Origin of the sequence: Streptomyces sp. KL116D (genome assembly GCF_030766975.1) — a bacterium.
GTDB lineage: Bacteria > Actinomycetota > Actinomycetes > Streptomycetales > Streptomycetaceae > Streptomyces > Streptomyces longispororuber_A.
This window is the reverse complement of record NZ_JASERH010000057.1, coordinates 308,720-332,285: the sequence shown is the minus strand read 5'-3', so window position 1 is coordinate 332,285 and position 23,566 is coordinate 308,720. Positions and strand designations below refer to the sequence as shown.

The window sequence follows — 23,566 nt, the reverse complement described above, 5'->3', positions numbered from 1 at the left end:
CGAGCAGAAACTCCGCGACTACCTCAAGCGGGCGACGGTCGACCTGCGGGAGAGCCGTCAGCGCGTCCACGACCTGGAGGAGCGCGCGCACGAGCCGATCGCGATCGTGGGCATGGCGTGCCGGCTCCCGGGCGGCATCGCCTCCCCGGACGACCTGTGGGAGCTGCTGAGCGCGGGACGCGACGCCGTCGGCCCGTTCCCCGAGGGCCGCGGCTGGGACCTGGAGAACCTGTACCACCCGGACCCCGACCACCTCGGGACCTCGTACGCCCGCGAAGGCGGCTTCCTGCACGAGGCGGACCGGTTCGACGCCGAGTTCTTCGGCATCGGCCCCCGCGAGGCGGCGGCGATGGACCCCCAGCAGCGGCTGCTCCTGGAGACCGGCTGGGAGGCCTTCGAGCACGCGGGCATCGACCCGACCGCACTGCGCAGCACCCGTACCGGCGTCTACGTGGGCGTCATGTACGACGACTACGGCTCCCGCCCCAACGCGCCCGAGGACTTCGAGGGTTACCTGCTGACCGGCAGCGCGGGCAGCGTCGCCTCGGGCCGTCTCGCCTACACCTTCGGTCTCGAAGGGCCGGCGGTCACGGTCGACACCGCGTGCTCGTCCTCGCTCGTCGCACTGCACCTCGCCGCGCAGTCGCTGCGCCAGGGCGAGTGCTCGATGGCGCTCGCCGGCGGGGTGACGGTGATGGCGACCCCGGGCACGTACGTGGAGTTCTCCCGGCAGCGCGGCCTGGCGCCGGACGGCCGGTGCAAGGCGTTCTCGTCGTCGGCGGACGGCACGGGCTGGGCCGAGGGCGTCGGCGTCCTCGTCCTGGAGCGGCTGTCGGACGCGCGGCGCAACGGGCACCGGGTGCTCGCGGTGGTCCGCGGCACCGCCGTCAACCAGGACGGTGCGAGCAGCCAGTTGACCGCGCCGAACGGGCCCGCGCAGGAGCGGGTCATCCGGGACGCGCTGGCCAACGCGCGGCTGGCGGCGTCCGAGGTGGACGCCGTGGAGGCGCACGGCACCGGCACGCGGCTGGGCGACCCCATCGAGGCGCGGGCGCTGCTGTCCACGTACGGGCAGGCGCACGGCGACGACAACCCGCTGTGGCTGGGCTCCGTCAAGTCCAACATCGGGCACACGCAGGCCGCCGCGGGCGTCGCGGGCGTGATCAAGATGGTGACGGCGATGCGCGAGGGCGTCCTGCCCCCGACGCTGCACGTCGCCGAGCCGACCCCCGAGGTCGACTGGTCGGCGGGCACCGTACGGCTGCTGACGCAGCCTCAGCAGTGGCCGGAGCTGGACCGGCCGCGCCGGACGGGCGTCTCGTCCTTCGGGATCAGCGGCACCAACGCCCACGTGATCCTCGAAGAGGCGCCGCGCGATCGCGCCGCCGACCCGGAGAACGACCTGGCGACCGGACCGGAGACGGGGTCGGATGTCGTCGCGCGGCCGACGCGGCCCGCCCCCTGGCTGCTCTCGGCCAAGACGGAGACCGCGCTCCGGGCCCAGGCGGGCCGGCTGCTGGCCTGGCTCGCCGACCACCCCGACGCGGACGACGCCGACGTCGCCGCCGCGCTGACCGGTACCCGCGCCCAGCTGGGCCGGCGCGGCGCGGTGCTCGGCGCCGACCGGGCCGCCCTGCTCGCCGGCCTCACCGCCCTGTCCACCGGGGCGGCGTCCCCGCACGTCGTGTCGGGCGTCGCCACCGCCGGTGACACCGCCTTCCTGTTCACCGGCCAGGGTGCCCAACGTGCCGGTATGGGCGATGAGTTGGCCGCCGCGTTCCCGGTGTTCGCCGCCGCCCTCGACGAGGTGTGCGCCGCGTTCGACCCCCTGCTCGGCGTGTCGCTGCGCACGGTCATGTCCACCGGGACCGACGGCTCCGGGACCGGCGCCGAGGACAGCGGGCGCACGGCTGCCCCGCTCGACCGGACGGAATACACGCAGCCCGCGCTGTTCGCGTACGAGGTCGCGCTGTACCGCCTCCTGGAGTCGTTCGGCGTGACCCCGGACGTGGTCGTCGGGCACTCGATCGGCGAACTGGCCGCGGCCCACGTGGCCGGGGTGTGGTCGCTGGCCGACGCCTGCCGGCTCGTCGCCGCCCGCGGCCGGCTGATGGGCGCGCTGCCGGCCGGGGGAGCGATGCTCGCCGCCGCGGTGCCGGAGGAGCGGGCGCGGGAACTGCTCGCGGCCGGGCCAGTCTCGCTGGCGGCCGTGAACGCGCCCGCCGCGACGGTGTTCTCCGGCGAGACGGTGGCGATCGACGCCCTGCACGACCAGCTGGCCCAAGAGGGCGTGAAGACCAACCGGCTGACGGTCAGTCACGCCTTCCACTCGGCGCTGATGGAACCGATGCTCGCCGAGTACGAGCAGGTCGCCGCCTCCGTGGAGTACCGCACGCCCCGCATCGACGTGTGCTCCACCGTGTCCGGTGCGCCGGCCGGCCCCGAACTGCTGACACCGCAGTACTGGGTGCGGCAGGTGCGCGAGGCCGTGCTGTTCGCCCCGGCGGTGCGCTCGCTCGCCGACGCCGGCGTGCGCCGCTTCGTCGAGGTCGGTCCCGACGCGGTGCTGGCCGCGCTGACCCGCCACACACTGGGCGACGAGGTCGCGTCCCGCTCGCTGGTCGCGGCGGCGTCCCGGCGCACGGTCGACGAGGCCGACCAGTTCCTGCGGCTGCTCGCCGACGCCCACTGCTCCGGCGTCACCGTCGACTGGACACCACTGGCGCCCCGACGGCCGGCCGGCCACCTCGACCTGCCCGTCTACGCCTTCCAGCACCGCAGTTACTGGGTGCAGTCCGACGACGGCGCGCTCGGTGACCTGGGCCGGGCCGGCCTCGCCGGGCTCGACCACCCGATGCTGCGCGTCGCCGCGCCGCTCGCCGGCCGCGACGAGTGGCTGTTCAGCGGCAGGCTCTCCACCACCGGCCAGCCGTGGATCGCCGACCACACGGCCTTCGGGTCCGTGCTGCTGCCCGGCACCGGGTTCGTCGACCTCGCGCTGGCCGCGGGCCACCGCCTCGACCTGCCCGTCCTGGACGAACTCGTCCTGGCGACACCGCTGTTGTTCGACGGCGCCGACGCCGTGGACGTACAGCTCTCGGTGACCGAGCCCGACCACACCGGCCGCCGGAGCCTGTCGATCCACTCGCGGGCCGCCACCGGCACCGGCCCGGCACAGCCGGGCGCGCCGGACTGGACGCTGCACGCCACCGGCACCCTCGCCCCCGACGACGGCCGGACCCCGCAGTGGTCCGGCCCCGACTGGCCGCCGGCCGACGCCGAGCCCATCGACGCCACGCGCCTGTACGACCGGCTCGCCGACCTGGGATTCGGCTACGGCCCCGGCTTCCAGGGCGTGCGCGCCGCCTGGACCGGAGCCGACGACGTGTTCGCCGAAGTGGCCCTGGACGAGACGGCAGCGGGCCGCGCGGCGGACTTCGGCGTGCATCCGGCGCTCCTGGACGCGGTCTTCCACGCCGCCATCGACGTCCTCGCCGAGGACCTGCCCGACGGCAGGCTGCCCCTGCCGTTCTCCTTCGGCGGCGTCCGCGTGTTCCGGCCCGGCGCCGCCGCGGTCCGCGCCCGCATCATCCGCTCAGGACCCGAGAAGGTGCGCATCGACGCCTGCGACGCCACCGGCGCCCCGGTGCTGTCGATCGACGCCGTGCTCGCCCGCCCCGCCGACGCGAGCGCCCTCGCCGGGGCTCGCACCCCGCTCTACGCCCTCGACTGGACTGCGGTGACCGCGCCCGCGGCGCCGGACCGCCGACTGGTCGCGCTGGGAAGCCCGTTCGCGGGCTGCACCGAGACGTTCGAGGACGTCGCGGCGTTCGCCGCGAGCGGGGACCGCACCGGCGCGGCCGTCGTCTGGTCGCCCGGGACGGCGCCGGCGGACGGCGACGACGTCCCCGCGACCGTCCGCGCCGCCGTGCACCGAGCCCTCGCGGTCCTGCGCGACTGGCTCGCCGAACCGGCCTGCGCCGACGCGACGTTGACCGTCGTCACCCGCAACGGAGCGGGCCTGCCCGGTGAGACGCCCGACCCCGCGGCGGCGGCCGTCCGCGGCCTGGTCCGCAGTGCGCAATCGGAACACCCGGGCCGCATCGTGAACGTCGACCTCGACGCCGACGCCCCGGACGACGCCCCGGACCACGACCCCGCGGACCTGCACCGCCGGATCGCCGCCGCGATCGCCACCGACGAACCCCAACTCGCCCTCCGCGACGGCGCCACGAAGGCGCCACGCCTGATCCGCGCGACCGCCGCCGAACCGGCCGACCGGCCCTTCGGCGACGGCACCGTCCTGATCACCGGCGGCGCGGGCGGCCTCGCCGCCGTCACCGCACGCCACCTCGTCACCCGGCACGGAGTGCGCGCACTGCTGCTCGCCTCGCGCCGCGGCTCCGCTGCCCCGGGCGTCGAGGACCTGGTCACCGAACTGACCGCACTGGGCGCCGCGGTACGCGTCGCCGCGTGCGACGTCAGCGACCGCGCCGCCGTCGCCGCGCTGCTGGAGTCCGTCCCGGCGCACGCACCGCTGACCGCCGTCGTGCACACCGCGGGCGTGGCCGACGACGGAACGATCGAGACCCTGACCGCCGCGCAGGTGGACCGGGTGCTCGCTCCGAAGGTCGACGCCGCCTGGCACCTGCACGAACTCACCCGCGACCTGGACCTGTCGGCGTTCGTGCTGTTCTCCTCCGCCGGGCCGCTGCTCGGCGGGCACGGCCAGGGCAACTACGCGGCCGCCAACGCCGCGATGGACGCCCTGGCGCAGGTCCGCCGCGGCGCCGGTCTGCCCGCGCACTCACTGGCCTGGGGCCTGTGGAAGCGCGGCATGGCCGACGCGCTGAACGACGCGGGCGGCGACCACCTGGCCCGGCAGATCCGGGACCGGCTCGGCCTGGCCCCGATCGAGCCCGACGCCGGCATGCGGATGCTCGACGACGCGCTGAGCACCGGCGAACCCCTGCTGATGACCGCGCTGCTCGACACCCCCGCCCTCACCGCGCTGGGTCGGCTCGGCACGCTGCCCGCGGTGCTGCGCGGCCTCATCCACGTACCGTCGGGCGGCGGCCGGGTCGCCGACAGTCCGCTGCGCCAGCGGCTGCTCGACGCCCCCGCCGACCAGTGGGAGGCGCTGATCCGCCACGAGGTCCGGGCGATCGCGGCCACGGTCCTCGGCCACGAGTCCGCCGACGCCGTCGACGCCGAGACTCCGTTCACCGAGCTGGGCTTCGACTCGCTGGGCGGCGTCGAGTTCCGCAACAAGGTGACCGCCGCGACCGGCGTCCAGCTCCCGTCCACCCTCGTCTTCGACTATCCGACGGCCGCCGCCGTCGCGGGCTTCCTGCGCACCCGGGTCGACGGTTCCGAACCGGCGCGAGCGCGCCCCGCCGCGACCGGGGCCAGGGCCAGGAACAGGGACGACGAGCCGATCGCGATCGTCGGCATGAGCTGCCGCTACCCCGGCGGCGTGGAGAACCCCGACCAGCTGTGGGACCTGATCGACGGGCGCGTCGACGCGATCACCCCGATCCCGGGCGACCGCGGCTGGGACCCCGACCGCCTCTACGACAGCGACCCCGGCAAACCCGGCCGGATCTACACCCGCGAAGGCGGATTCCTGCACGCCGCGGGCGACTTCGACGCCGCCTTCTTCGGCATCGGCCCCCGCGAGGCGGCCGCGATGGACCCGCAGCAGCGGCTGCTGCTTGAGGCGTCCTGGGAAGCCCTGGAGGACGCCGGCATCGACCCGACCTCGTTGCGCGGCAGCGACACCGGCGTGTACGCGGGCGTCATGTACCAGGACTACGGCCACACGGCGCGCGACGCCGCCGACGGCGCCGCGGAAGGCTATCTGGCGACCGGATCCGCCGGCAGCGTCGTCTCCGGCCGGGTGTCCTACTCCCTCGGCCTCGAAGGGCCCGCGGTGACCGTGGACACCGCGTGCTCGTCGTCGCTGGTGGCCCTGCACCTGGCGGTGCAGGCCCTGCGCGCGGGGGAGACGTCGCTGGTCCTGGCCAGCGGGGTGACGGTCATGTCGACCCCGCTGCTGTTCCTGGAGTTCTCCCGGCAGCGGGCGCTGGCGCCCGACGGGCGCTGCAAGGCGTTCTCGGACGCCGCGGACGGCGTCTCGTGGGCCGAGGGCGTCGGCGTACTCGCTCTGGAGCGGCTCTCCGACGCGCGGCGCAACGGGCGCCCGGTGCTCGCCGTGATCCGCGGCAGCGCCATCAACCAGGACGGCGCGAGCAACGGCCTGACCGCCCCCAACGGCCCCTCCCAGGAGCGGGTGATCGCACAGGCGCTGGCCAACGCGGGAATCGCCGCGGCCGACGTGGACGCGGTGGAGGCGCACGGCACCGGCACCACCCTGGGCGACCCCATCGAGGCGCAGGCACTGATCAACGCGTACGGGCAGGAGCGCGCCGAACCGCTGCTGATCGGGTCGCTGAAGTCGAACATCGGGCACACGCAGGCGGCGGCCGGCGTCGGCGGTGTGATCAAGATGGTGCAGGCGCTGCGGCACGAGGTGCTGCCGCCCACCCTGCACGTCGACGCCCCGTCGTCGCACGTGGAGTGGGCGGAGGGCGCGGTACGGATCCTGACCGAGGCCGAGCCGTGGCCGGCCGGGGAGCGGCCGCGCCGGGCGGGCGTGTCCTCGTTCGGGATCAGCGGCACCAACGCGCACGTGATCATCGAGGAGGCGCCCGCGGCCCCGCCGCAGCCGGCCGACCCGCAGCGCCCGGCGGCCCTGCCGCTGCTGCTGTCCGCACGGACGCCCGCCGCGCTGCGGACCCAGGCGCGCCGAGTGCACGACGCGCTGAGCGCACAACCGGACCTCGACCTGACCGACGTCGCGGCGACCCTGGCGCTGCACCGCGCCCAGCTCGACCAGCGCGCCGCTGTCGTGGGTCCCGACCGGGAGACCCTGCTGACGGCGCTCGCACGCCTGGCGGCCGACGAGGCAGGACAGGGCATCACCGACGGCACCGGCCGGACGGGCACGACCGCGTTCCTGTTCACCGGCCAGGGCGCGCAGCGCACCGGCATGGGCGCCGGACTGCACCGCGAGTTCCCGGCCTTCGCCGACGCGCTCGACGAGGTGTGCGCGGAGTTCGACGCACACCTGGAACTCCCGCTGCGGGACGTCATGTTCGGCACGACGGCCGAGACCCTGCTGGACCGCACCGAGTACGCCCAGCCCGCCCTGTTCGCGTTCGAAGTGGCGATGTACCGCCTCGTCGAGTCGCTGGGCGTGACGCCGGACGCGCTGGCCGGGCACTCGATCGGCGAGCTGGCCGCGGCCCACGTGGCCGGGGTGTGGTCGCTGGCCGACGCGTGCCGGCTCGTCGCGGCCCGGGGCCGGCTGATGGGGGCGCTGCCGGTGGGCGGGAGCATGCTGGCCGCCGCGGTGCCCGAGGCACGGGCCGAGGAACTCCTGACCGAGGCCGCCGCCGGTCCGGCGGGCGGCACCGTCTCGCTGGCCGCCGTGAACGCCCCCGACGCCGTGGTCTTCTCCGGAGACGGCGACGCGGTCGCGGCGCTCGAGTCGAGGCTGGCGGCCGAGGGCGTCAGGACCAGCAGGCTGCGGGTGAGCCACGCCTTCCACTCCGCCCTGATGGATCCGATGCTGGCCGACTTCGCGGAGATCGCCGCGGACCTGACGTACCACCAGCCGCGCATCCCCTTGTGCTCCACGGTCTCCGGCACTCTCGACGACGACTCCGTGACGACGTCCGAGTACTGGGTGCGGCAGGTGCGCGAGGCGGTGCGCTTCGCCCCGGCGGTGCGCTCACTGCACGACGCGGGCGTGAGCCTCTTCGTCGAGCTGGGTCCGGACGCCGTGCTGACGACCATGACCCGCGCCACCCTGGCGACGGACCCCGCCACGCGCGCCTCGGCGGTCGCGACGTCCCGGCGCACGGCCGCCGAGCCCGAGCAACTGGCCACCGCACTGGCCACCGCGCACTGCGCGGGCCGGCCGGTGCGCTGGGCCGCCTACTTCGGGGCACGCCCGCAGGCCCGGATCCCGCTGCCCACCTACCCCTTCCAGCACGAACGGTTCTGGCTGCGACCGGCGGAGGCCGTCGCACCGCTCGCCGGAGCCGACTCCGCCGACCACCCGCTGCTGCACGCCCAGGTGCAGCTCGCCGGCACGGACGCGTGGCTGTTCACCGGCCGGCTCTCGCTGCGCACGCACCCGTGGCTCGCCGACCACACCGTCCTCGGTACGACCCTGCTGCCCGGCACCGCTTTCGTGGAACTGGCGCTGGCCGCCGGCGCCCGGCTCGACGTGCCGCGCCTGGCACAGTTGGAGCTGGCGGAGCCGCTGGTCCTCCCGGCCGACGGTGCCGCGGACGTCCAACTCGCCGTGGGCGCACCCGACGCCGACGGGCACCGGACCGTCGCCGTCCACTCCCGCACCGCCGACACCTGGGTGCCGCACGCCCGTGGCCTGCTCACCCCCACCGCACCGTCGGCCGCACCGACCGCCGCCCCGGACTGGGCCCGGACGTGGCCCCCGGCCGCGGCCGAACCGGTCGACGGACAGCAGGTGTACCGCGCCCTTGCCGACCTCGGCTTCGGATACGGCCCGGTGTTCCAGGGCGTGCGCGCCGCGTGGACGCGCGGCGAGGAAGTCTTCGCCGACCTGGCGCTCGACACCGACACCGCGGCGCGCGCCACCGCCTTCGGACTCCACCCGGCGCTGCTGGACGCGCTGTTCCACGCGGCGGTCGACCCGCTCGTCGGGAACGGGCCCGACGGAGGGGTGCCCCTGCCGTCCGCCTTCGACGGCGTCGAGCTGGCCCGGGCCGGCGCGAGTGCCGTACGCGTCCGCGTCGTCCGCACCGCACCGCACACCTTCGGCGTGACCGCGGTCGACGCGACCGGCGCCCCCGTGCTGAGCGTGGAGTCGGTGCGGACCCGCACCGTCGAGCGGCAGGCGCTGGCCCGACTGCGGGGCGCGGCACCGCTGTTCGACGTCGACTGGACCACCGTGCCCGCCGCATCCCCGGCGGACACCGGGCGGATCGTCGTGCTCGGCGACCCGGCGACCGTCGAGGCCCCCGAGCCCCTGACCCACTGCGCCGATCTCGTGGAACTCGCCGCGCTGCGGGAGGCCCCCGACACCGTGGTGTGGTCGGCGCCCCGCGCGACCGGCGCGGGCGCGGCGGACGTACACGCCGGTGTGCTGACGACGCTCGCCCTGCTCCAGGGCTGGATGGACGCCGAACTCCCCGGCCGGCTCGCGATCGTGACGCACACCGCCGCGGGACTGCCCGGCGAGGAACCCGATCTGGTCGCGGCCGCCGTGATGGGCCTGGTGCGCAGCGCCCAGTCCGAGCACCCGGGCCGGTTCCTGCTCGTCGACCACGACGGCGACGCCCTGCCGCTCACGACGCTCGCCGACGCCGTGGCCCAGGACGAACCGCACCTGGCGGTACGCGAGGGCCGCCTCCTGGCACCGCGACTGCACCAGCTGCCCGCCACCGAACCGGCCGGCACACCACCGTCGTTCGACCACGGCACGGTGCTCGTCACCGGCGGCACCGGTGGCATCGGCGCGATCGTCGCCCGGCACCTGGTCACCGCGCACGGCGCCCGACGGCTGCTGCTGGCATCGCGGCGCGGCGCCGCCGCCGACGGCGCCGCCGAACTCGTCGCCGAGCTGACCGGCCTCGGCGCCGACGTCCGGGTCGAGGCGTGCGACGTCACCGAACGCGACGCCGTACAGGCCCTGTTGGCGGGCATCGACGCCGACGCGCCACTGACCGCCGTCATCCACGCGGCGGGCGTCCTGGACGACGGCACCCTCGCGTCCCTCACCACCGGGCAGACCACACGGGTGCTGACACCGAAGGTCGACGCGGCCCTGCACCTGCACGAGCTGACCCGCGACCTGGACCTGTCGGCGTTCGTGCTGTTCTCGTCCGCGGCGCCGCTGCTCGGCGGACAGGGACAGGGCAACTACGCCGCCGCCAACAGCGCGTTGGACGCACTGGCCCGCCTGCGGCGCAGTGCGGGCCTGCCCGCGCACTCGCTGGCCTGGGGCCTGTGGACCGTCGGCATGGCGGGGGCGCTCGGCGGGGACGGCGCCGAGCAGTACGCCCGCCAGATCCGGGCCAGGCTCGGCCTCGTCCCGATCGACCCGGACTCCGGGATGACGCTGTTCGACAGCGCCCTGGCCACCGGCCGGGCGACACCGATGACGGCGCTGCTGGACACGGCGGCGCTCACCGACCTGGCGCGCGCCGGCACCCTGCCCGCCGTGCTGCGCGGCATGATCCGGGCTCCCCGGGCCGATGCGGGTGCCGGGGCCGGCCTGGCGCAGCAGCTGGCCGCACTGCCCGACGCCGACCGCGACACCGTGATCCTGCGCGAGGTGCGCAACGTCGCGGCGGCGGTCCTCGGCCACGCGTCCGGCGACGCCATCGACCCGAACGCGCCGTTCACCGAGCTCGGCTTCGACTCGCTCGGCGCCGTCGAATTCCGCAACAGGCTCGCCCGGTTGACCGGCCTCACCCTGCCGACGACGCTGATCTTCGACCACCCGACCGCCGCCGACGCGGCGAAACTGGTGGGCTCGCGGATCGAGGAGTCCGCCACCGAGACGGTCGAGCAGGCACCGGCCGGTGTGCGCGGCACGATCACCGACCTGGTGGCGGCGGCGCATCGCCGCGGCGAACTGGCCGGGGCGCTGCCGCTGCTCACCACGAGCGCGTCGCTGATGCCCACGTACACCGCCGACGAGGCCGCCGCACGGCGCCCGGCCGCGCACCTGCTGGCGCGCGGCCCGGCGGCACCGGCGCTGATCTGCGTCCCCTCGTTCCTGGCGGGCTCGGGACCGCACCAGTTCGCCCGCCTGGCCCGCGAGTTGGCCGGCGAGCGCCAGGTCAGCGCGTTGCGACTGCCCGGCATGCGCGAGGGCGACGACCTCCCGGCGACCTGGGCGGCGGCGATCGGGAGCCTGGCCGCGACCGTCACGGCGGAACTCCGGCACGGCCCGGTGGCGCTCGTCGGCTACTCGGCCGGCGGCGCGCTCGCCCACGCCGTCGCCCGGCGCCTGGAGGACGACGGCGCCGAACTCGCGGGCGTCGCGATGATCGACACGTACTCGCCGCAGGAGCCCGAGCTCAACCGCCGTGTGCTCACCGACGCGTTGGGCCAGATCCTGACCCGGGACAACGCACTCACCCCCGTCGACGACCACAGCCTGGTCGCCATGGGCGGCTACGTGCGGATCTTCCCCGAGCGGGCGGCCGAACCGATCGCCGCGCCGACGCTGAACCTGCGGGCCACCGTGACGCTGAGCGGCTTCGGGGACGCCGATCCCGTCCCCGACTGGCAGCACCGCGGACCGGCCGAGCACATCGAGGGGGACCACTTCTCGATCATCGAGGAAGGCGCGGCACGGACCGCCGAGCACCTCCGCCGCTGGCTCGCATTCAAGGAATGAGGCACAGAAACACCGGGAGCGCAACGAGCGCAATGAGAGAAATACGGAACAGCGAAATGCGCGACAAGTAATCGACGAGCAATACGTTCGGCCGTCATGGATTCAGCCATGGGGGCACGGCTCCAACAGGTAAGTCAAGACTTACCTTTGGGGAGCCGTGGCCCTATGGTGTGGCTCGAATCGAAGGAGCCCTTTGTTGTCGAAGAAGAATGATTCTGCTGTGCGTGCGGTTGAATCGGAGCAGGATTATGTGTCCTCCTTGTACGCCGTGCTCGGTGAGCGCCTTTCCGAGGCGAGAGCGCAGCGCGCGAGTGTGCTGAAGGCGCCGAGGGACAGCGCGGGCGAGGCGTACGAGAGGGAAATCGCCGCCGAGCGTCTCGCCAAGGAGATCGGCCGGCTGGAGGGCGCCGAGAAGGGACTCGTCTTCGGGCGCATCGACTGGACGGACGGCACGGCCCTGCGCATCGGGCGGATCGGACTGCACACGGAGGAGGACGACCTGCCCCTGCTCGTGGACTGGCGCGCGAACGCGGCGCGGCCCTTCTACGAGGCGACGCAGGTCCACCCGATGGACCTGCGGCGACGCCGGCACCTGCGCCTGGACGAGCGCACGGTCGTCTCGGTGAGCGACGAACTCCTCGACGGGACCGACCCGACCGACGAGGACGTGGTGGGGGACGGCCCGCTCACCGAGGCGCTGTCGGCCCGGCGCACCGGCCGGATGCACGCGGCCGTCGCCACGCTGCAGGCCGAGCAGGACGAGATCGTCCGCTCCCGCCACCGCGGCGTGACCGTGGTGCAGGGCGGGCCCGGCACCGGCAAGACGGTGGTCGCCCTGCACCGGGCGGCCTACGTCCTGTACGCGTTCCCGCGCGCCGCGGAGGAGGGCGTCCTGGTGGTGGGCCCCAACGCCCGGTTCCTCGACTACATCTCGCAGGTCCTGCCCTCGCTCGGCGAGAACGACGTCGTCCTGGCGACCTGCCGGGAACTGGCCGCGGCGGCCACGGACACCGTGACCACGGCGGACACGGCGGACGCCGCCGACCCGTTCGACACGGCGCGCCTCAAGGGCAGTTCGGACCTCGCCGACGCCCTGACCGGCCTGCTGCGCACCCACCAGGCCCCCGACGGCGACTTCGCCGTACGCGTCGGGCAGGAGCTCGTCCACCTGTCCGAGGAGGACGTCGCCACGGCCCGCGCCGCCGCCGTGTCGGCCGTGCCGGGGCACAATCCCGCGCGCCAGGTGTTCAAGGAGCTCCTGGCCGACGCCGTCACCGACGCGATGCAGCGGGACATGGGCGACCTGCTGGAGCAGATCGACGCCGATGCCGAGAGGATGACCGGCCTGAACCTCGACCGGTTCACGGGCGCCGCCCAGCGCCGTGCCGAAGGCGCGGCCGAGCCGGGTCCCGCCCACGAACTGGACCTGGACGCCCTGCGCGCCGACCTCCTCGGCGACGCGGGCTTCGACGGAGCGGTCGAGGAGCTGTGGCCGCGCCTGGCCCCCGGCGCCCTCGTGGAGACGCTCCTGACGGACGCCGGCGCCCTCGCCGAGCACCTGCCCCGCCTGACCGCGCCGGAGCGGGCCCTCCTGCTGCGCGGTCCCGACGACCCGTGGACCGAGGCCGACGTGCCGTTGCTGGACGAGGCGGCGAGCCTGGTCGACGGCCCTCCGGAGCGGACGTACGGGCACGTCGTCGTCGACGAGGCGCAGGAACTGACCGCGATGCAGTGGCGGATGATCGTGCGCCGCTGCCCGGGACGGGCCATGACGCTGGTGGGCGACTTCGCCCAGGCGGGGCCGGTCGCGACCGCACGCGACTGGAAGGAGGCGCTGGCCCCGCACGTCGGACCGCGGTTCAAACTGCACAACCTGACCGTCAGTTACCGCACCACGCAGGAGATCCTGGACAGCGTCCGGGACCTGCTCACGCGGATCGCCCCCGACCAGGAACCCACCCGGTCACTGCGGAGCGGGGAAAGCCCGCGCACCGTGACCACGCCCCACGACGAATTGGCCACCGCCGTGCTGCGGGAACTCCGCGCCCAGAACAGCGCGCAACCCGACGAACTGCTGGGAGTGATCTGCGCTGACGACAGAGTGGATGAACTGACGGCCCAGGGAGTCGCGCGGCACGCGCGCATCGTGCCGGCCTCGGAAGCGCGCGGACTGGAATTCGACGGCGTCGTCGTGATGAATCCCGAGGAAATCATCACGGCCAGGCCGGGCGGGGAAAGGGACTTGTACGTGGCCCTGACCCGGGCCACCAAACGCCTCTGCACCATCACCGCTCAGCCGGTCCCGGCGGACCCGGCGGACCGGGCGGACCCGGTCGGTCAGGACAGCAGCCTGTCGACCAGTCCGTCGACGTAGTCCGGAGTGAGCTCCATGCCGAACAGGACGCGGATGTACATCGGGGCCAGGACGTGGTCCAGCACGTCGAGCACACCGGGCGGTCGTTCACCGCGTTCGGTGGCGCGATCGAGCATGGCCTGCATCTGCCGCGTCCGTTCGGCGAGGAGGCCGTCGCGCGCCTGCGGGCCCTGCCGGCCGTCGGCCGACAGGGCGACGGCCAGGCGCACCACCGCCAGACCGTCGGGTCCGGTGATCTCGCGGGCCACCTGGGCCGCGTACGTGCGCAGGTCCCCGGCGACGCTCCCGGTGTCGGGCATCGGCGACTGCGCGTTGAGGCGGGTGAGGGCCACGTCGCTGAGCAGGTTCTCCAGGCTGCCCCACCGGCGGTAGACGCTGCTGTCGGCCACGCCCGCGCGGGTGGCGACCTCGCCGACGGTGAAGTTGCCGTAGCCGCGCTCACTGATGAGGTCGGTGACGGCCTGGTGCACCTGCGCGCCGACGCGCGCGCTGCGTCCGCCGGGCCGCCGGACCGGCTGTCGCTCGTTCATCCCTCCACCTTAACGCAGTCGGTACTTGCGTTTGCGAGGTGACCCGTTCTATAGTCGCCTAACGCAGTCCCTGACTGCTTTAGGGCGCTCGGGGCTGACCACGTCGGCCGTGGAGAGGCTCAACCGACAAGTGAGAGGAATCCCCATGGCTGCATCGCCCGCGACCGCAGGCAGCCGGTCGAACCCGGCCGTGCTGCTCACGGTGACCTGCCTGGGCCAGTTCATGGTCCTGCTCGACAACACGATCGTCGGAGCCGCGCTGCCCGACATGCAGCACCGGCTGCACACCGAACTGACCGGCCTGCAATGGATCGTCGACGCCTACGTCCTGCTGGTCGCCATGCTGCTGCTGTCCGGCGGCGTCTTCGCCGACCGCTTCGGCCGCAAGCGGGTGTACCTGACTGGCGTCGCGGTGTTCACCGCCGCGTCCCTGCTGTGCGCCCTCGCGCCCTCGCTCGGCTGGCTGATCGTCGGCCGCGTGCTGCAGGGCGTCGGAGCCGCCGCCCTGAGCCCCGCCTCGCTCGCCCTGCTCGCCGCCGCGTACCCCGTGCCGCAGGAGCGCATGAAGGCGATCGGGATGTGGGCCGGCTTCAGCGGCATCGGTCTCGCCGCGGGCCCAGTGGCAGGCGGCGTGCTGACCGAGGCCTTCGGCTGGCCCGCCATCTTCCTCGTCAACCTGCCCATCGGCGTGGTCCTGCTGCTGGTCGGCGTGCGCCACCTCGCCGAGTCCCGCAATCCGCACGCCCCCGCGATCGACGTCCCGGGCACGGTGCTCTCCGTCCTGGCCGTGGGCGTACTGACCTACGGGCTGATCGAGGGCGCCGCCCGCGGCTGGACCTCCCCGGTCATCCTGGGCAGCTTCGCCGCCGCGGCGGTCCTCCTCGCCGCCTTCATCGCCGTCGAGGCACGCCGGTCCGCTCCGATGCTCCCGCTGGGCCTGTTCCGCCGGCGCCTGTTCACCGTGTCCAACACCGCCATGACCGTGGTGGGGTTCGCGCTCATGGGCTCGTCGTTCTTCTTCTCCCAGTTCTTCGTGTACGTCCAGGGCAGCTCGATCCTCCGCGCCGGCCTGCAGACCCTGCCGCTGTCCCTCGCCATGGTGGTCGTCAGCCCGTACGCGGGCCGGCTCGCCGCCCGGTACGGCTTCCGCATCGTGGTCACCGTCGGCCTGGCCCTGGCCGGTCTGGGCCTGCTGGCACTCGGCACGGTGCACGCCGACACCGGCTACGGGAATGTGTGGTGGCGACTGGGCATCGCCGGCGCCGGCTTCGCCCTGGCCATGTCCCCGCTGACGGGCGCCGCCATCCAGGCGGTCAGCCCGCAGGAGGGCGGCCTCGCGTCCGGCATCAGCAGCACCACCCGGCAGATCGGCGCGGTGTTCGGCGTGGCGATCCTCGGAGCCATCGTCCGCGCCCGCCAGTCCGGCGGCGCCTCCTTCGAGTCCGGCCTCAACAGCGCCTTCCTCGCCGCCGGAGCGGTCACCTTGGTCACCGCCGTGTTCACCGGCCTCTGGCTGGCCAAGTCCAGGCCCGCGCGGGCCACCGCGGCGCCGCAACCCGCCACTGACGCGGTCACGGCCCTGAACGAGGCGCCCGCGAACAGCCGTTGACGTCGACGGCAACAACGCCCGTCGCGACCGGGAGGTGTCCCGCTGGAGGGTTTCCAGCGGGACACCTCCCGGTCGCCGTCACGTTCCCGCGCATCCCCTCTCCGCGCTTCGGGCCGCCGCGCTTCAGGCCCGCCCCACCACGAAGTCGCGCACGGCGTCGGCGAAGGCCGACGGCTCCTCGATGTGCCCGAAGTGACCGCTGTTCTCCAGCATCAGCAGCCGTGAACCGGGGATCAGCTCATTCAGTTCCAGGCCCCAGCGCGGGCCGCAGATCACGTCGTGGCGGCCCACGATCACCAAGGCAGGCACCCGCAACTCCTTGAGGGCGGCGCGGTCGTCGATGACGTCCGGGGCGCCGTGCTCGTCCAGACCGGAGATGTACGTGGCCCTGATCGCGTCCCGGACCGGGGACCACTCCTCCTCGTGGGCCCAGTAGTCGGCGAAGTACGAGGGGAAGACCCCACGGGCCACGGCGACCGTGTCGGCGTCGCTCGCCATCGAGGACATCGCCCCGAACGCCGCCAGGACCTCGCCGAGCCCGGGCTCTTCGCTGTGCTTCGCGGCGAACTCCTCGACCCTGCGCCCCGCTTCCGCGCCGTGCTCCGGTCCGGTGACGGGCGCGCCTTCGTACAGCACGACGCCGGCCAGCTGCTCGGGGTGGTGCAGGGCGTGGTGGGCGGCCACGAAGGCGCCGTGCGAATGCCCCAGCAGGTGCACCGCGGGCACGCCCAGGTGCTGGATGAGCCGGTCGAGGGCGTCGCTGTAGCGGGCGCGGGTGTAGCCGTGCGGGTGCGAGGGCAGGCGGCTGCCCTCGCTGGTGCCGATGGGCTCGACGTACACCATCGTCAGGTGCTCCTCCAGCGCGGGCATCCGCAGGTACTCCCAGAAGATTCCGGGGCCACCGGGGTGGACGACGCACACCGGCCCGTTCCCGTGCACGTGGTACCGCTGGACCAGGCCGTCGTGGTGGTGCGTGTGGGTTCCGGGGGAGAGGGGGCCGGTGGCGGCCGGTCCCTGGTCGTGGGTGTCTGCGGTGGTGGGGGTCATCCGGGTCTCCTGTCGTCGGGTGCGGGCGATGTGCCGGCTGCGGCCCGGAGACGGCAGTGGTCCGGGCGTCCGTCCTGAGAACGGTCCCGGACCCTTGCGGGTTCACACGTGTCTCACGGCCGTCGTCGCGTCGTGCATTCCTTCGTCACCAGCTTGACGGGTGACGTGCATGCTGCCATGCTTGTATCACCGCCTCAACCGGTGACGACGAATTCACTGTCGACACGGCAGGCACCGGAGCATCTCTCGGCCCGAACGGAGAGCGGCCCCAGACCGCGGGTCCCGTGCCACTTCCCCCGGCACGGGGCCCGCACCGGCCCAGGCGGTCAGGCCGATGACGAGGGAGGACACGCGCATGTTCATGAAGAAGCAGAACCACACAGGCACTCTCCGGCGGTGGCGTCGCCGCTCCGAACCCACCGCGACACCAGGGGTGGGCGAGGGTGCCGCGTCCCGTGCCACCGAGATCGCGGTGGGCCGCCGGTGGCCCGACGCCACTCAGGTGTCAGCGTGGTCCACGACGGCGGTCACCTGGGGCTACGGGCCGGCGCCGTCGGAATTCCTCTGACGCCACGGGGTGTGGGGTTTCTCCGAGTGCGGCGAGATACATCACACGTGTGACCCCGGCGCACCCACCTACAATGGCTTCCTACCGCTCGCCGCTGTCCGCGGCCCTCGACGGCTCGTCGCCGCCCCACGTCGCCGCACGACACAGAACCAGGATGGCTCAGAACGCTATGGCCACGTCCGTCACGGCTGTGACCCGAACCGGCACCTCGCGATCCGGCCTCTCCGGGGCCGGCGCCCCCCGGTCCGAGGCTGCCGGGCCGGAACTCCTCCGGACCATCGTGGGAGAGCACCGCGCCGGACTGGTCTCGTACGCCGAGAAGATGCTGGGCGATCACGGGCTCGCCGAGGACATCGCCCAGGAGACCGTCATCCGGGCGTGGCGGAACATCGACCGGCTGCTCGGCATGGAGGGGTCGGTCCGCGGCTGGCTCTTCACGGTCGCCCGCCACCTGGTCATCGACCGGGTGCGCAAGGCCCACGTACGACGGGAAGTCGTCGGGGAGGCCCACCACGAGCGCGCTTCGGGCCCGGACGGCACGGCGCTCGTCCACGACACCCTGGTGGTCAGGCCGCTCCTGCTCCGGCTCTCCCCCGAGCACCGCGCCGTACTGGTGCACATCTACCTGTGCGACCGCAGCATCCAGGAGACCGCCGGCATCCTGGGCGTGCCGACCGGCACCGTGAAGAGCCGACACCACAACGCCCTGCGCAAGCTCAGGGCCGTGGCCCGCCGCGAGGCCGCCTAGGGCCGTCTCCCCGATCCCACCTGCCCTGCCCCGCCCTTCGGGCGCACGCGAGGACGGAACGGCGTCGACCCGCGGCCCCAGGGGCCGCGGGTCGGTACCCGTTCTCAGGGACGCGAGGGACCTCACGCGTCGCTGTTGAGGATGGTCAGCACCTGCAGCACCTCCAGGTAGATCCACACCAGCGTCATGGTGAGCCCGAACGCCGCCAGCCACGCCTCCTCGCGCGGGGCGCCGAACGCGACGGCGTCCTCCACCTGCTTGAAGTTCAGCGCGAGGAAGCACGCGCCGAGCAGGACCCCGACCAGACCGAAGACGATGCCGAGGCCCCCGCTGTGGAATCCCAGGCCGTGGCCCGCGCCGAACGCGGAGAAGAGCGAGTCGGCGACCAGCAGCAGGAGGAACCCGGTCGCGCCCGCCCCGACGACACCGGCGAACCGCCGGGTGACGCGGATCCAGCGCAACCGGTAGGCGACGAGCATCCCGGCGGCCACGGCGAACGTGCCGAGGACCGCCTGCACGACCACGCCCGGAGCGATGTACGTCGACGTCACGCTGGACAGCACGCCGAGGAAGACGCCCTCGAACGCCGAGTAGCCGAGGATCAGCGCCGGGGACGGCGTCCGCTTGAACGCCTGGATCATCGAGAGCACGAAGGCGACGAGGGCGGCGCCGACCGCGATCCCGTACGAGCGGCCGATGTCCGCCTCGTCGACGGGCAGCAGGAGCCAGGACAGCACCGCCGCCAGGGCCACGGTGCCGAGCGTGGTCGCCGTACGGACGACGACGTCGTCCAGCGTCATGGCGGCCCGCCCGGCCCGTACGTCCAGGCCCGGCTCGGCGTCCTGGGCCGGGGCGTACGGGTTGGTCAAGGGGTGGCTGCCCGGCCGTGCGTCGGCCGCCGAACCCACCGGGTGGCGCATGCCGAAGTCGGCCGGGGCGGTGCCCCGGGTGGCGTTCCAGCGGGAGAAGACCGGGTTGCTGCTGTTCATGTCGTTCCTCCTCGGCCGCCGCGGGTGCGGCGGCATACGTGTGGGGTGGTGAGCGCCGGCGGGTCATGCGTGGCCGCCGGCGGCCGTCGTCAGTCGGCCGCCGCCCCGGGGCTGCCGAGGAGCCTGCGCAGGAAGGCGTCCCAGTCCAGACCGGCCATCTCCGCCTCGGCGGTGACGATCCGGTACGTGGCGTCGAGCCACTCCGCGAGCCGGGCGGTGGGCAGTTCGAACAGGGCCTCCACGTCCGGCGATTCGAGGAGCAGCCACGACGAGGGCCGCTCGCGGGACAGCGTCGGCCACATCCGGACCTCGCCCGACCCGCTCATCGACGTCACGCCGCGGTGCAGCAGCTCGCGGCCGATCCGCCACAGGAGGCCGGGGCCGCGTTCGGCGAGGAACTCGACGCTGATCACCGCGGGCGCGTCCGGGTCGAAGTGGAAGGCCGCCCGCACGGGCTGCCGGGTGAACTCGTCGAGCATCTGGTCGACGTCCAGGAGCAGCGGCGGTACGTGTCCGGGCACCGGACGCGCCCGCAGAGGTGACTGATCACGGTGCATGACGGAGTTCCTCTTCGTGAAGTGATGTCTGCGTGCGTGCCTCACTCTTCACCGGGGGACGAACACGCACATCAGTCACATGACGCCGAGCGTCCGGGACAGTCACGGGCCACAGCGAGCGGGGGCGCTCCTCTTCGGAGGGGCGCCCCCGCTCGTCTCGCGACCGCCGTCTGTCAGTGCGTCAACTACGGTTCTCCGCGGCGTCGGCTAGCGGTCCCCGGCCGCCGCCCGCAGATGGTGACGCACGTCGCCGACGAGGTTGATGCGGGCCCGCCGCTCCACGAAGCACCATTGCCCGGCGCGGAGTTCGAAGCGGTCGTGGTACCGGCCCGCGGCGATCGGTTGCAGCGTCGAGCCGGGCAGGGCCTGCAGCACGGTGACGTAGGAACGCGAGGACGCGGTGGCCGCCGCGGCGTCGACGTCGATGGCGATGTTCGTGGTCACGTGGTGGGTCCGGGGCGTGCCGTCGGCGTACACGATCAGCATGTCCCGGAACATCTTCTCGATCGCGTCGCGACCGCTCACCGGATCGCCGCTGCCGATGAAGACGGCGTGCTCGAGAAGCGCCCCGAGACCGGCGAAGTCACCGTCGTCCACGAGCTCGGCGTACCGCGCGAGCAGGTTCTCGATCGCCCGGTGACTGGACGGCAGGTCCACGGGGACGGGGCGGGACACGGACATGGTTCCTCCAGGCGATACGTGCCGTGTGCTGGGGGGCGGTGACACATATCTTGCCCGATCACCGCTGGCGGTCGTCCCCGTTCATCCGGTGCAGCGCGTCCCGCAGCGCCACCCGGGACGCGATGCCGAGCTTCGGGTAGATCTGGTACAGGTGTGTGCCGACGGTCCGGTGGGAGATGAAGAGCCGCTCCGCGATCTGCTTGTTCGTCAGCCCGGCGGCGGCCAGTTCGGCGATCTCGCGTTCCTGGGCGGTGAGCGCCGTCCGGTGGCCGTCGGCCGTGCTCGGCGTCGCGCGGCCCGCCGCCCGCAGCTCCTTGCGGGCGCGCTCCGCCCAGGCCGCGGAGCCCAGTTGCTCGAACGCGTCGAGGGCGGCGGCCAGCGGGACCTTGGAGTCGGACAGGGCCCGGGACCTGCGCAGCCGTTCCCCCTGCGCCAGGCGCACCCGCGCCAGCGCGAACGGCGCCCGCTCCGCCCCCGGCGTGGCCAGCGCCTCGCCGAACAGCCGGGCCGCGTCGGCGTCGTCCTCGGCGACCAGCGCCCGCGCGCCGCCGGCCAGCAGCGCCAGCCGGGGCGAGAGGCCCGCCACGTTGGTCCCGCGCAGCGCCCGTACGTGGGCGAGCGCCTCGGCCCGGCGGTCCGTGCGCACGGCGGCCTCGACCAGGTCGAAGAACACCCACGACGCGTGGGCGACGTACGGCGGGAAGTCGCCGGCCGGGCTGATGGCGCTCACCCGCCCGAACGCCGCGTCGAACTCGCCGTCGGCGATGTGCGCCAGCGCGTGCACGTGCAGCGCGCAGTGCACGGCCTCCCGGATGCCCCGGGGCGCCGCCCAGTTCGTCATCGCGTCGGCGAGCGCGTGCGCCGTACCGGAGTCGCCCCGGGACGCGGTGATCAGCCCCTTGGTGTACTGGAAGAACCAGGTGCACACGGTGTACCCGGACGTCGCGCACGCCGTCAGCCCCTCCTCCGACAGCTCCAGCGCCTCGGCCCACGCGCCGCGGTGCCAGTCCTCCAGGCACAGGTGCAGCAGCGCCCCGATGTGCCGGCGCACCGCACCGCCCTCCCGCCCCTGCCGGACCAGCCGCCAGGCCGCCTCCCGCACCGCGGGCAGCCGGTCCGGGTACACCGCGGCGGTCCCCACCCTGACGACCCGGGCCGGGTCGGTCTCCGCCGTCGTGGCGTCGATGATCTCGTCCAGGGCCCTGAGCGTCTCCGCGTCGGCGTGCGCCGGGTCGCCCCACGTCCGCGCGGCGACCAGGAGCAGCGGCGGGGGAGCGGGGCGCAGCCGGGCGACGGCCGCGTAGAACGGCGCCCACAACTCCTCGCTCGCCCCGTAGTTGCACAGCAGCAGGAGGAAGTGCAGCGCGTCGACGAGCGCCGGATCGTCGGCGTCGAACCCGTGGTCACCCTGCTCGATGGCGCCGACCAGCAGCCGGTGGGCCGTCGCCAGATCGCCGTCCCCGTTCAGCACGAGCTGCACGGCGGCGGTCGCCGAGCGCAGCGACGCACCGTGCCGGGGATCCGCCCGCCGCGCGTCCTCCAGCAGCTCCGAGGCGCTGTGCAGGGCGCCGATCGCCTCGGCGCCCACGTACGCGGCCTCGGCGAGGCGGCGGGCGCGGTCGCTGTCCAGCGGGCTGAGGTCCGCGGCCCGGGTGAGCGCACCGATCGCGGCCACGGAGTCGCCGCGCTCCAGGACCCGCCGGGACGTCTGCTCCAGGAGCAGAGCGACGTGCTCGTCGGGCCTGAGCGTGGACTCGCCCAGGTGCCAGGCCCGTTGTTCCGGCTGGTCGACCCGTACGCGGGCCAGGGCGCGGTGGGCCGCGCGCCGGGCACTGCTGGGCGCCGCCTCGACGACCGCCGACATGATCAGCGGGTGCCGGAAGACCAGGCGGCGCGGCGACTCCGGCACCCGTACGAGGCCGTCCCGCTCGGCGGGGTCGAGGTCCCGCAGGTCCGCGTGCCCGTCGCTCTCGCGGGCGGCGGCGGACAGCACGCCGAGGTCGCCGGTGCCGTCCAGGGTGGCGAGCAGCAGCAGGGTGCGGGTCGCGGCCGGCAGCGAGTTGACCCGGGCGACGAACAGGCTCTGGAGGCGTTCGCCCAGCGGCAGCACGGCGGGCAGCACCTCCCGAGCGCTGCGCTGGTCCGCCCGCAGCGCGCCGGGGAGTTCCAGCAGGGCCAGCGGATTGCCCTGCGCGGCGTCCAGCAGCCGGTGGCGCACCGGGTGGGCGAGGTCGGGGAAGCGCAGTTCGACGAGGCGGGCCGCGGACTGCGCGTCCAGCGGCGGGAGTTCGTACGACGGCAGGCCGCTGCCGTCGAAGAAGCTGTCCACGCCGGTGCGCGAGGCGCCGAGGAACCGGACGCGGCCGGCGTCCTCGGACAGGCGCCGGGCGAGGAAGCCGAAGACGGCGGCGCTCGCCCGGTCCACCCAGGGCAGGTCGTCCACGATCAGCAGCAGGGGACCGTCGCCGGCCACCGCCCGCAGCAGGGCGAGCGAGGCGTTGCAGACGACCAGCCGCTCGGGCGGCGGCCCCGCCCCGAAGCCCAGGGCGACGCCCAGCGCCTCCCTCGTCGCGGGCGGCAGCCGCTCGAAACCGTCGTACAGCGGCAGCAGGATCTGGTTCAGCGCCGCGTAGCTGATGTCCGCCTCGAACTCGGCGCCCGCCGCGCGCAGCACGCGCGTACCGCTTCCGGCCGCGGCGCCGGCCACGGCGTCCAGGACCGCGGACTTGCCGACCCCCGGGTCGCCGGACAGCAGCAGGGCCCCGGCCCCCGGCCCGTCCCACCAGGCGCGGATCCGCCGCAGATCGCGCTCGCGCCCCACCAGGGCGTCGGCCGGTCCGGTGTACGACGCGTCGTCGGGACCCACCGGTCACCGCCCCTTCCCGGCCCTGTCCGAACGAAGGAGACGACTGAGCCGGGCCGCAGGGCGTACGGCGCCGGGCGGCGCACGCCGAGGGGGAGGGGATCGCGGGGCGTTTCGCCTGGGCCTCCTTCGGCGCCCC

Annotated in this window: 9 protein-coding genes and 1 pseudogene; 4 read left to right on the top strand and 6 right to left on the bottom strand. The window is 74.3% G+C overall.

The features are described 5' to 3' along the window. Positions 1 to 34 precede the first annotated feature (34 nt). Positions 35 to 11,461 (top strand): annotated as a pseudogene (locus tag RBJ77_RS23655) (type I polyketide synthase); the annotation flags it as partial. 250 nt (positions 11,462 to 11,711) lie between these two features. Then, positions 11,712 to 13,835: an AAA family ATPase gene (locus tag RBJ77_RS23650; RefSeq protein ID WP_372346842.1), complete on the top strand. Its 2,124-nt coding sequence runs from the start codon at positions 11,712 to 11,714 to the stop codon at positions 13,833 to 13,835. Here the strand turns inward: RBJ77_RS23650 and RBJ77_RS23645 are convergent. After that, complete coding sequence (locus RBJ77_RS23645) at positions 13,799 to 14,365, bottom strand: TetR/AcrR family transcriptional regulator (RefSeq protein WP_372346841.1); 567 nt, start codon at positions 14,363 to 14,365, stop codon at positions 13,799 to 13,801. The genes RBJ77_RS23650 and RBJ77_RS23645 overlap by 37 nt on opposite strands. Before the next feature lie 145 nt (positions 14,366 to 14,510). Here RBJ77_RS23645 and RBJ77_RS23640 point away from each other — a divergent pair, with 145 nt between their 5' ends. Beyond that, the gene (locus tag RBJ77_RS23640) at positions 14,511 to 15,974 is read left to right on the top strand and encodes an MFS transporter (RefSeq protein WP_372346840.1); all 1,464 of its coding nucleotides are present in this window, start codon (positions 14,511 to 14,513) and stop codon (positions 15,972 to 15,974) included. A 123-nt stretch (positions 15,975 to 16,097) separates the two neighbouring features. Here RBJ77_RS23640 and RBJ77_RS23635 read toward each other — a convergent pair whose 3' ends face one another. Further along, a complete protein-coding gene (locus RBJ77_RS23635; protein ID WP_372346839.1) occupies positions 16,098 to 17,021 on the bottom strand; it encodes an alpha/beta fold hydrolase in 924 nt (307 codons plus the stop codon). A gap of 845 nt (positions 17,022 to 17,866) precedes the next feature. Here RBJ77_RS23635 and RBJ77_RS23630 point away from each other — a divergent pair. Then, positions 17,867 to 18,337, top strand: a complete 471-nt coding sequence (locus RBJ77_RS23630; RefSeq protein WP_372346893.1) for a sigma-70 family RNA polymerase sigma factor — start codon at positions 17,867 to 17,869, stop codon at positions 18,335 to 18,337. Positions 18,338 to 18,459: 122 nt separating this feature from the next. Here the strand turns inward: RBJ77_RS23630 and RBJ77_RS23625 are convergent, their stop codons facing one another. The 4 genes from RBJ77_RS23625 to RBJ77_RS23610 all read right to left on the bottom strand — a co-directional run bounded on the left by RBJ77_RS23625 (position 18,460) and on the right by RBJ77_RS23610 (position 23,430). After that, on the bottom strand, positions 18,460 to 19,326 hold the full coding sequence (locus RBJ77_RS23625; protein WP_372346838.1) for a Bax inhibitor-1/YccA family protein: 867 nt from the start codon (positions 19,324 to 19,326) through the stop codon (positions 18,460 to 18,462). Between the two features lie 89 nt (positions 19,327 to 19,415). After that, positions 19,416 to 19,883: an SsgA family sporulation/cell division regulator gene (locus RBJ77_RS23620; RefSeq protein WP_372346837.1), complete on the bottom strand. Its 468-nt coding sequence runs from the start codon at positions 19,881 to 19,883 to the stop codon at positions 19,416 to 19,418. Positions 19,884 to 20,090: 207 nt separating this feature from the next. After that, positions 20,091 to 20,564 carry a nuclear transport factor 2 family protein gene (locus RBJ77_RS23615; RefSeq protein ID WP_372346836.1) on the bottom strand — a complete coding sequence of 158 codons (474 nt, stop codon included), beginning with the start codon at positions 20,562 to 20,564 and terminating at the stop codon, positions 20,091 to 20,093. Between the two features lie 58 nt (positions 20,565 to 20,622). Continuing rightward, positions 20,623 to 23,430: an AAA family ATPase gene (locus RBJ77_RS23610; protein ID WP_372346835.1), complete on the bottom strand. Its 2,808-nt coding sequence runs from the start codon at positions 23,428 to 23,430 to the stop codon at positions 20,623 to 20,625. Positions 23,431 to 23,566 lie beyond the last annotated feature (136 nt).

Bases quoted from the DNA above. Each gene is read 5' to 3' on its own strand.
- RBJ77_RS23635 (WP_372346839.1), bottom strand. From the start codon at position 17,021: ATGACCCCCACCACCGCAGACACCCACGACCAGGGACCGGCCGCCACC.
- RBJ77_RS23620 (WP_372346837.1), bottom strand. From the start codon at position 19,883: ATGCACCGTGATCAGTCACCTCTGCGGGCGCGTCCGGTGCCCGGACAC.
- RBJ77_RS23615 (WP_372346836.1), bottom strand. From the start codon at position 20,564: ATGTCCGTGTCCCGCCCCGTCCCCGTGGACCTGCCGTCCAGTCACCGG.
- RBJ77_RS23645 (WP_372346841.1), bottom strand. From the start codon at position 14,365: ATGAACGAGCGACAGCCGGTCCGGCGGCCCGGCGGACGCAGCGCGCGC.
- RBJ77_RS23625 (WP_372346838.1), bottom strand. From the start codon at position 19,326: ATGAACAGCAGCAACCCGGTCTTCTCCCGCTGGAACGCCACCCGGGGC.
- RBJ77_RS23640 (WP_372346840.1), top strand. From the start codon at position 14,511: ATGGCTGCATCGCCCGCGACCGCAGGCAGCCGGTCGAACCCGGCCGTG.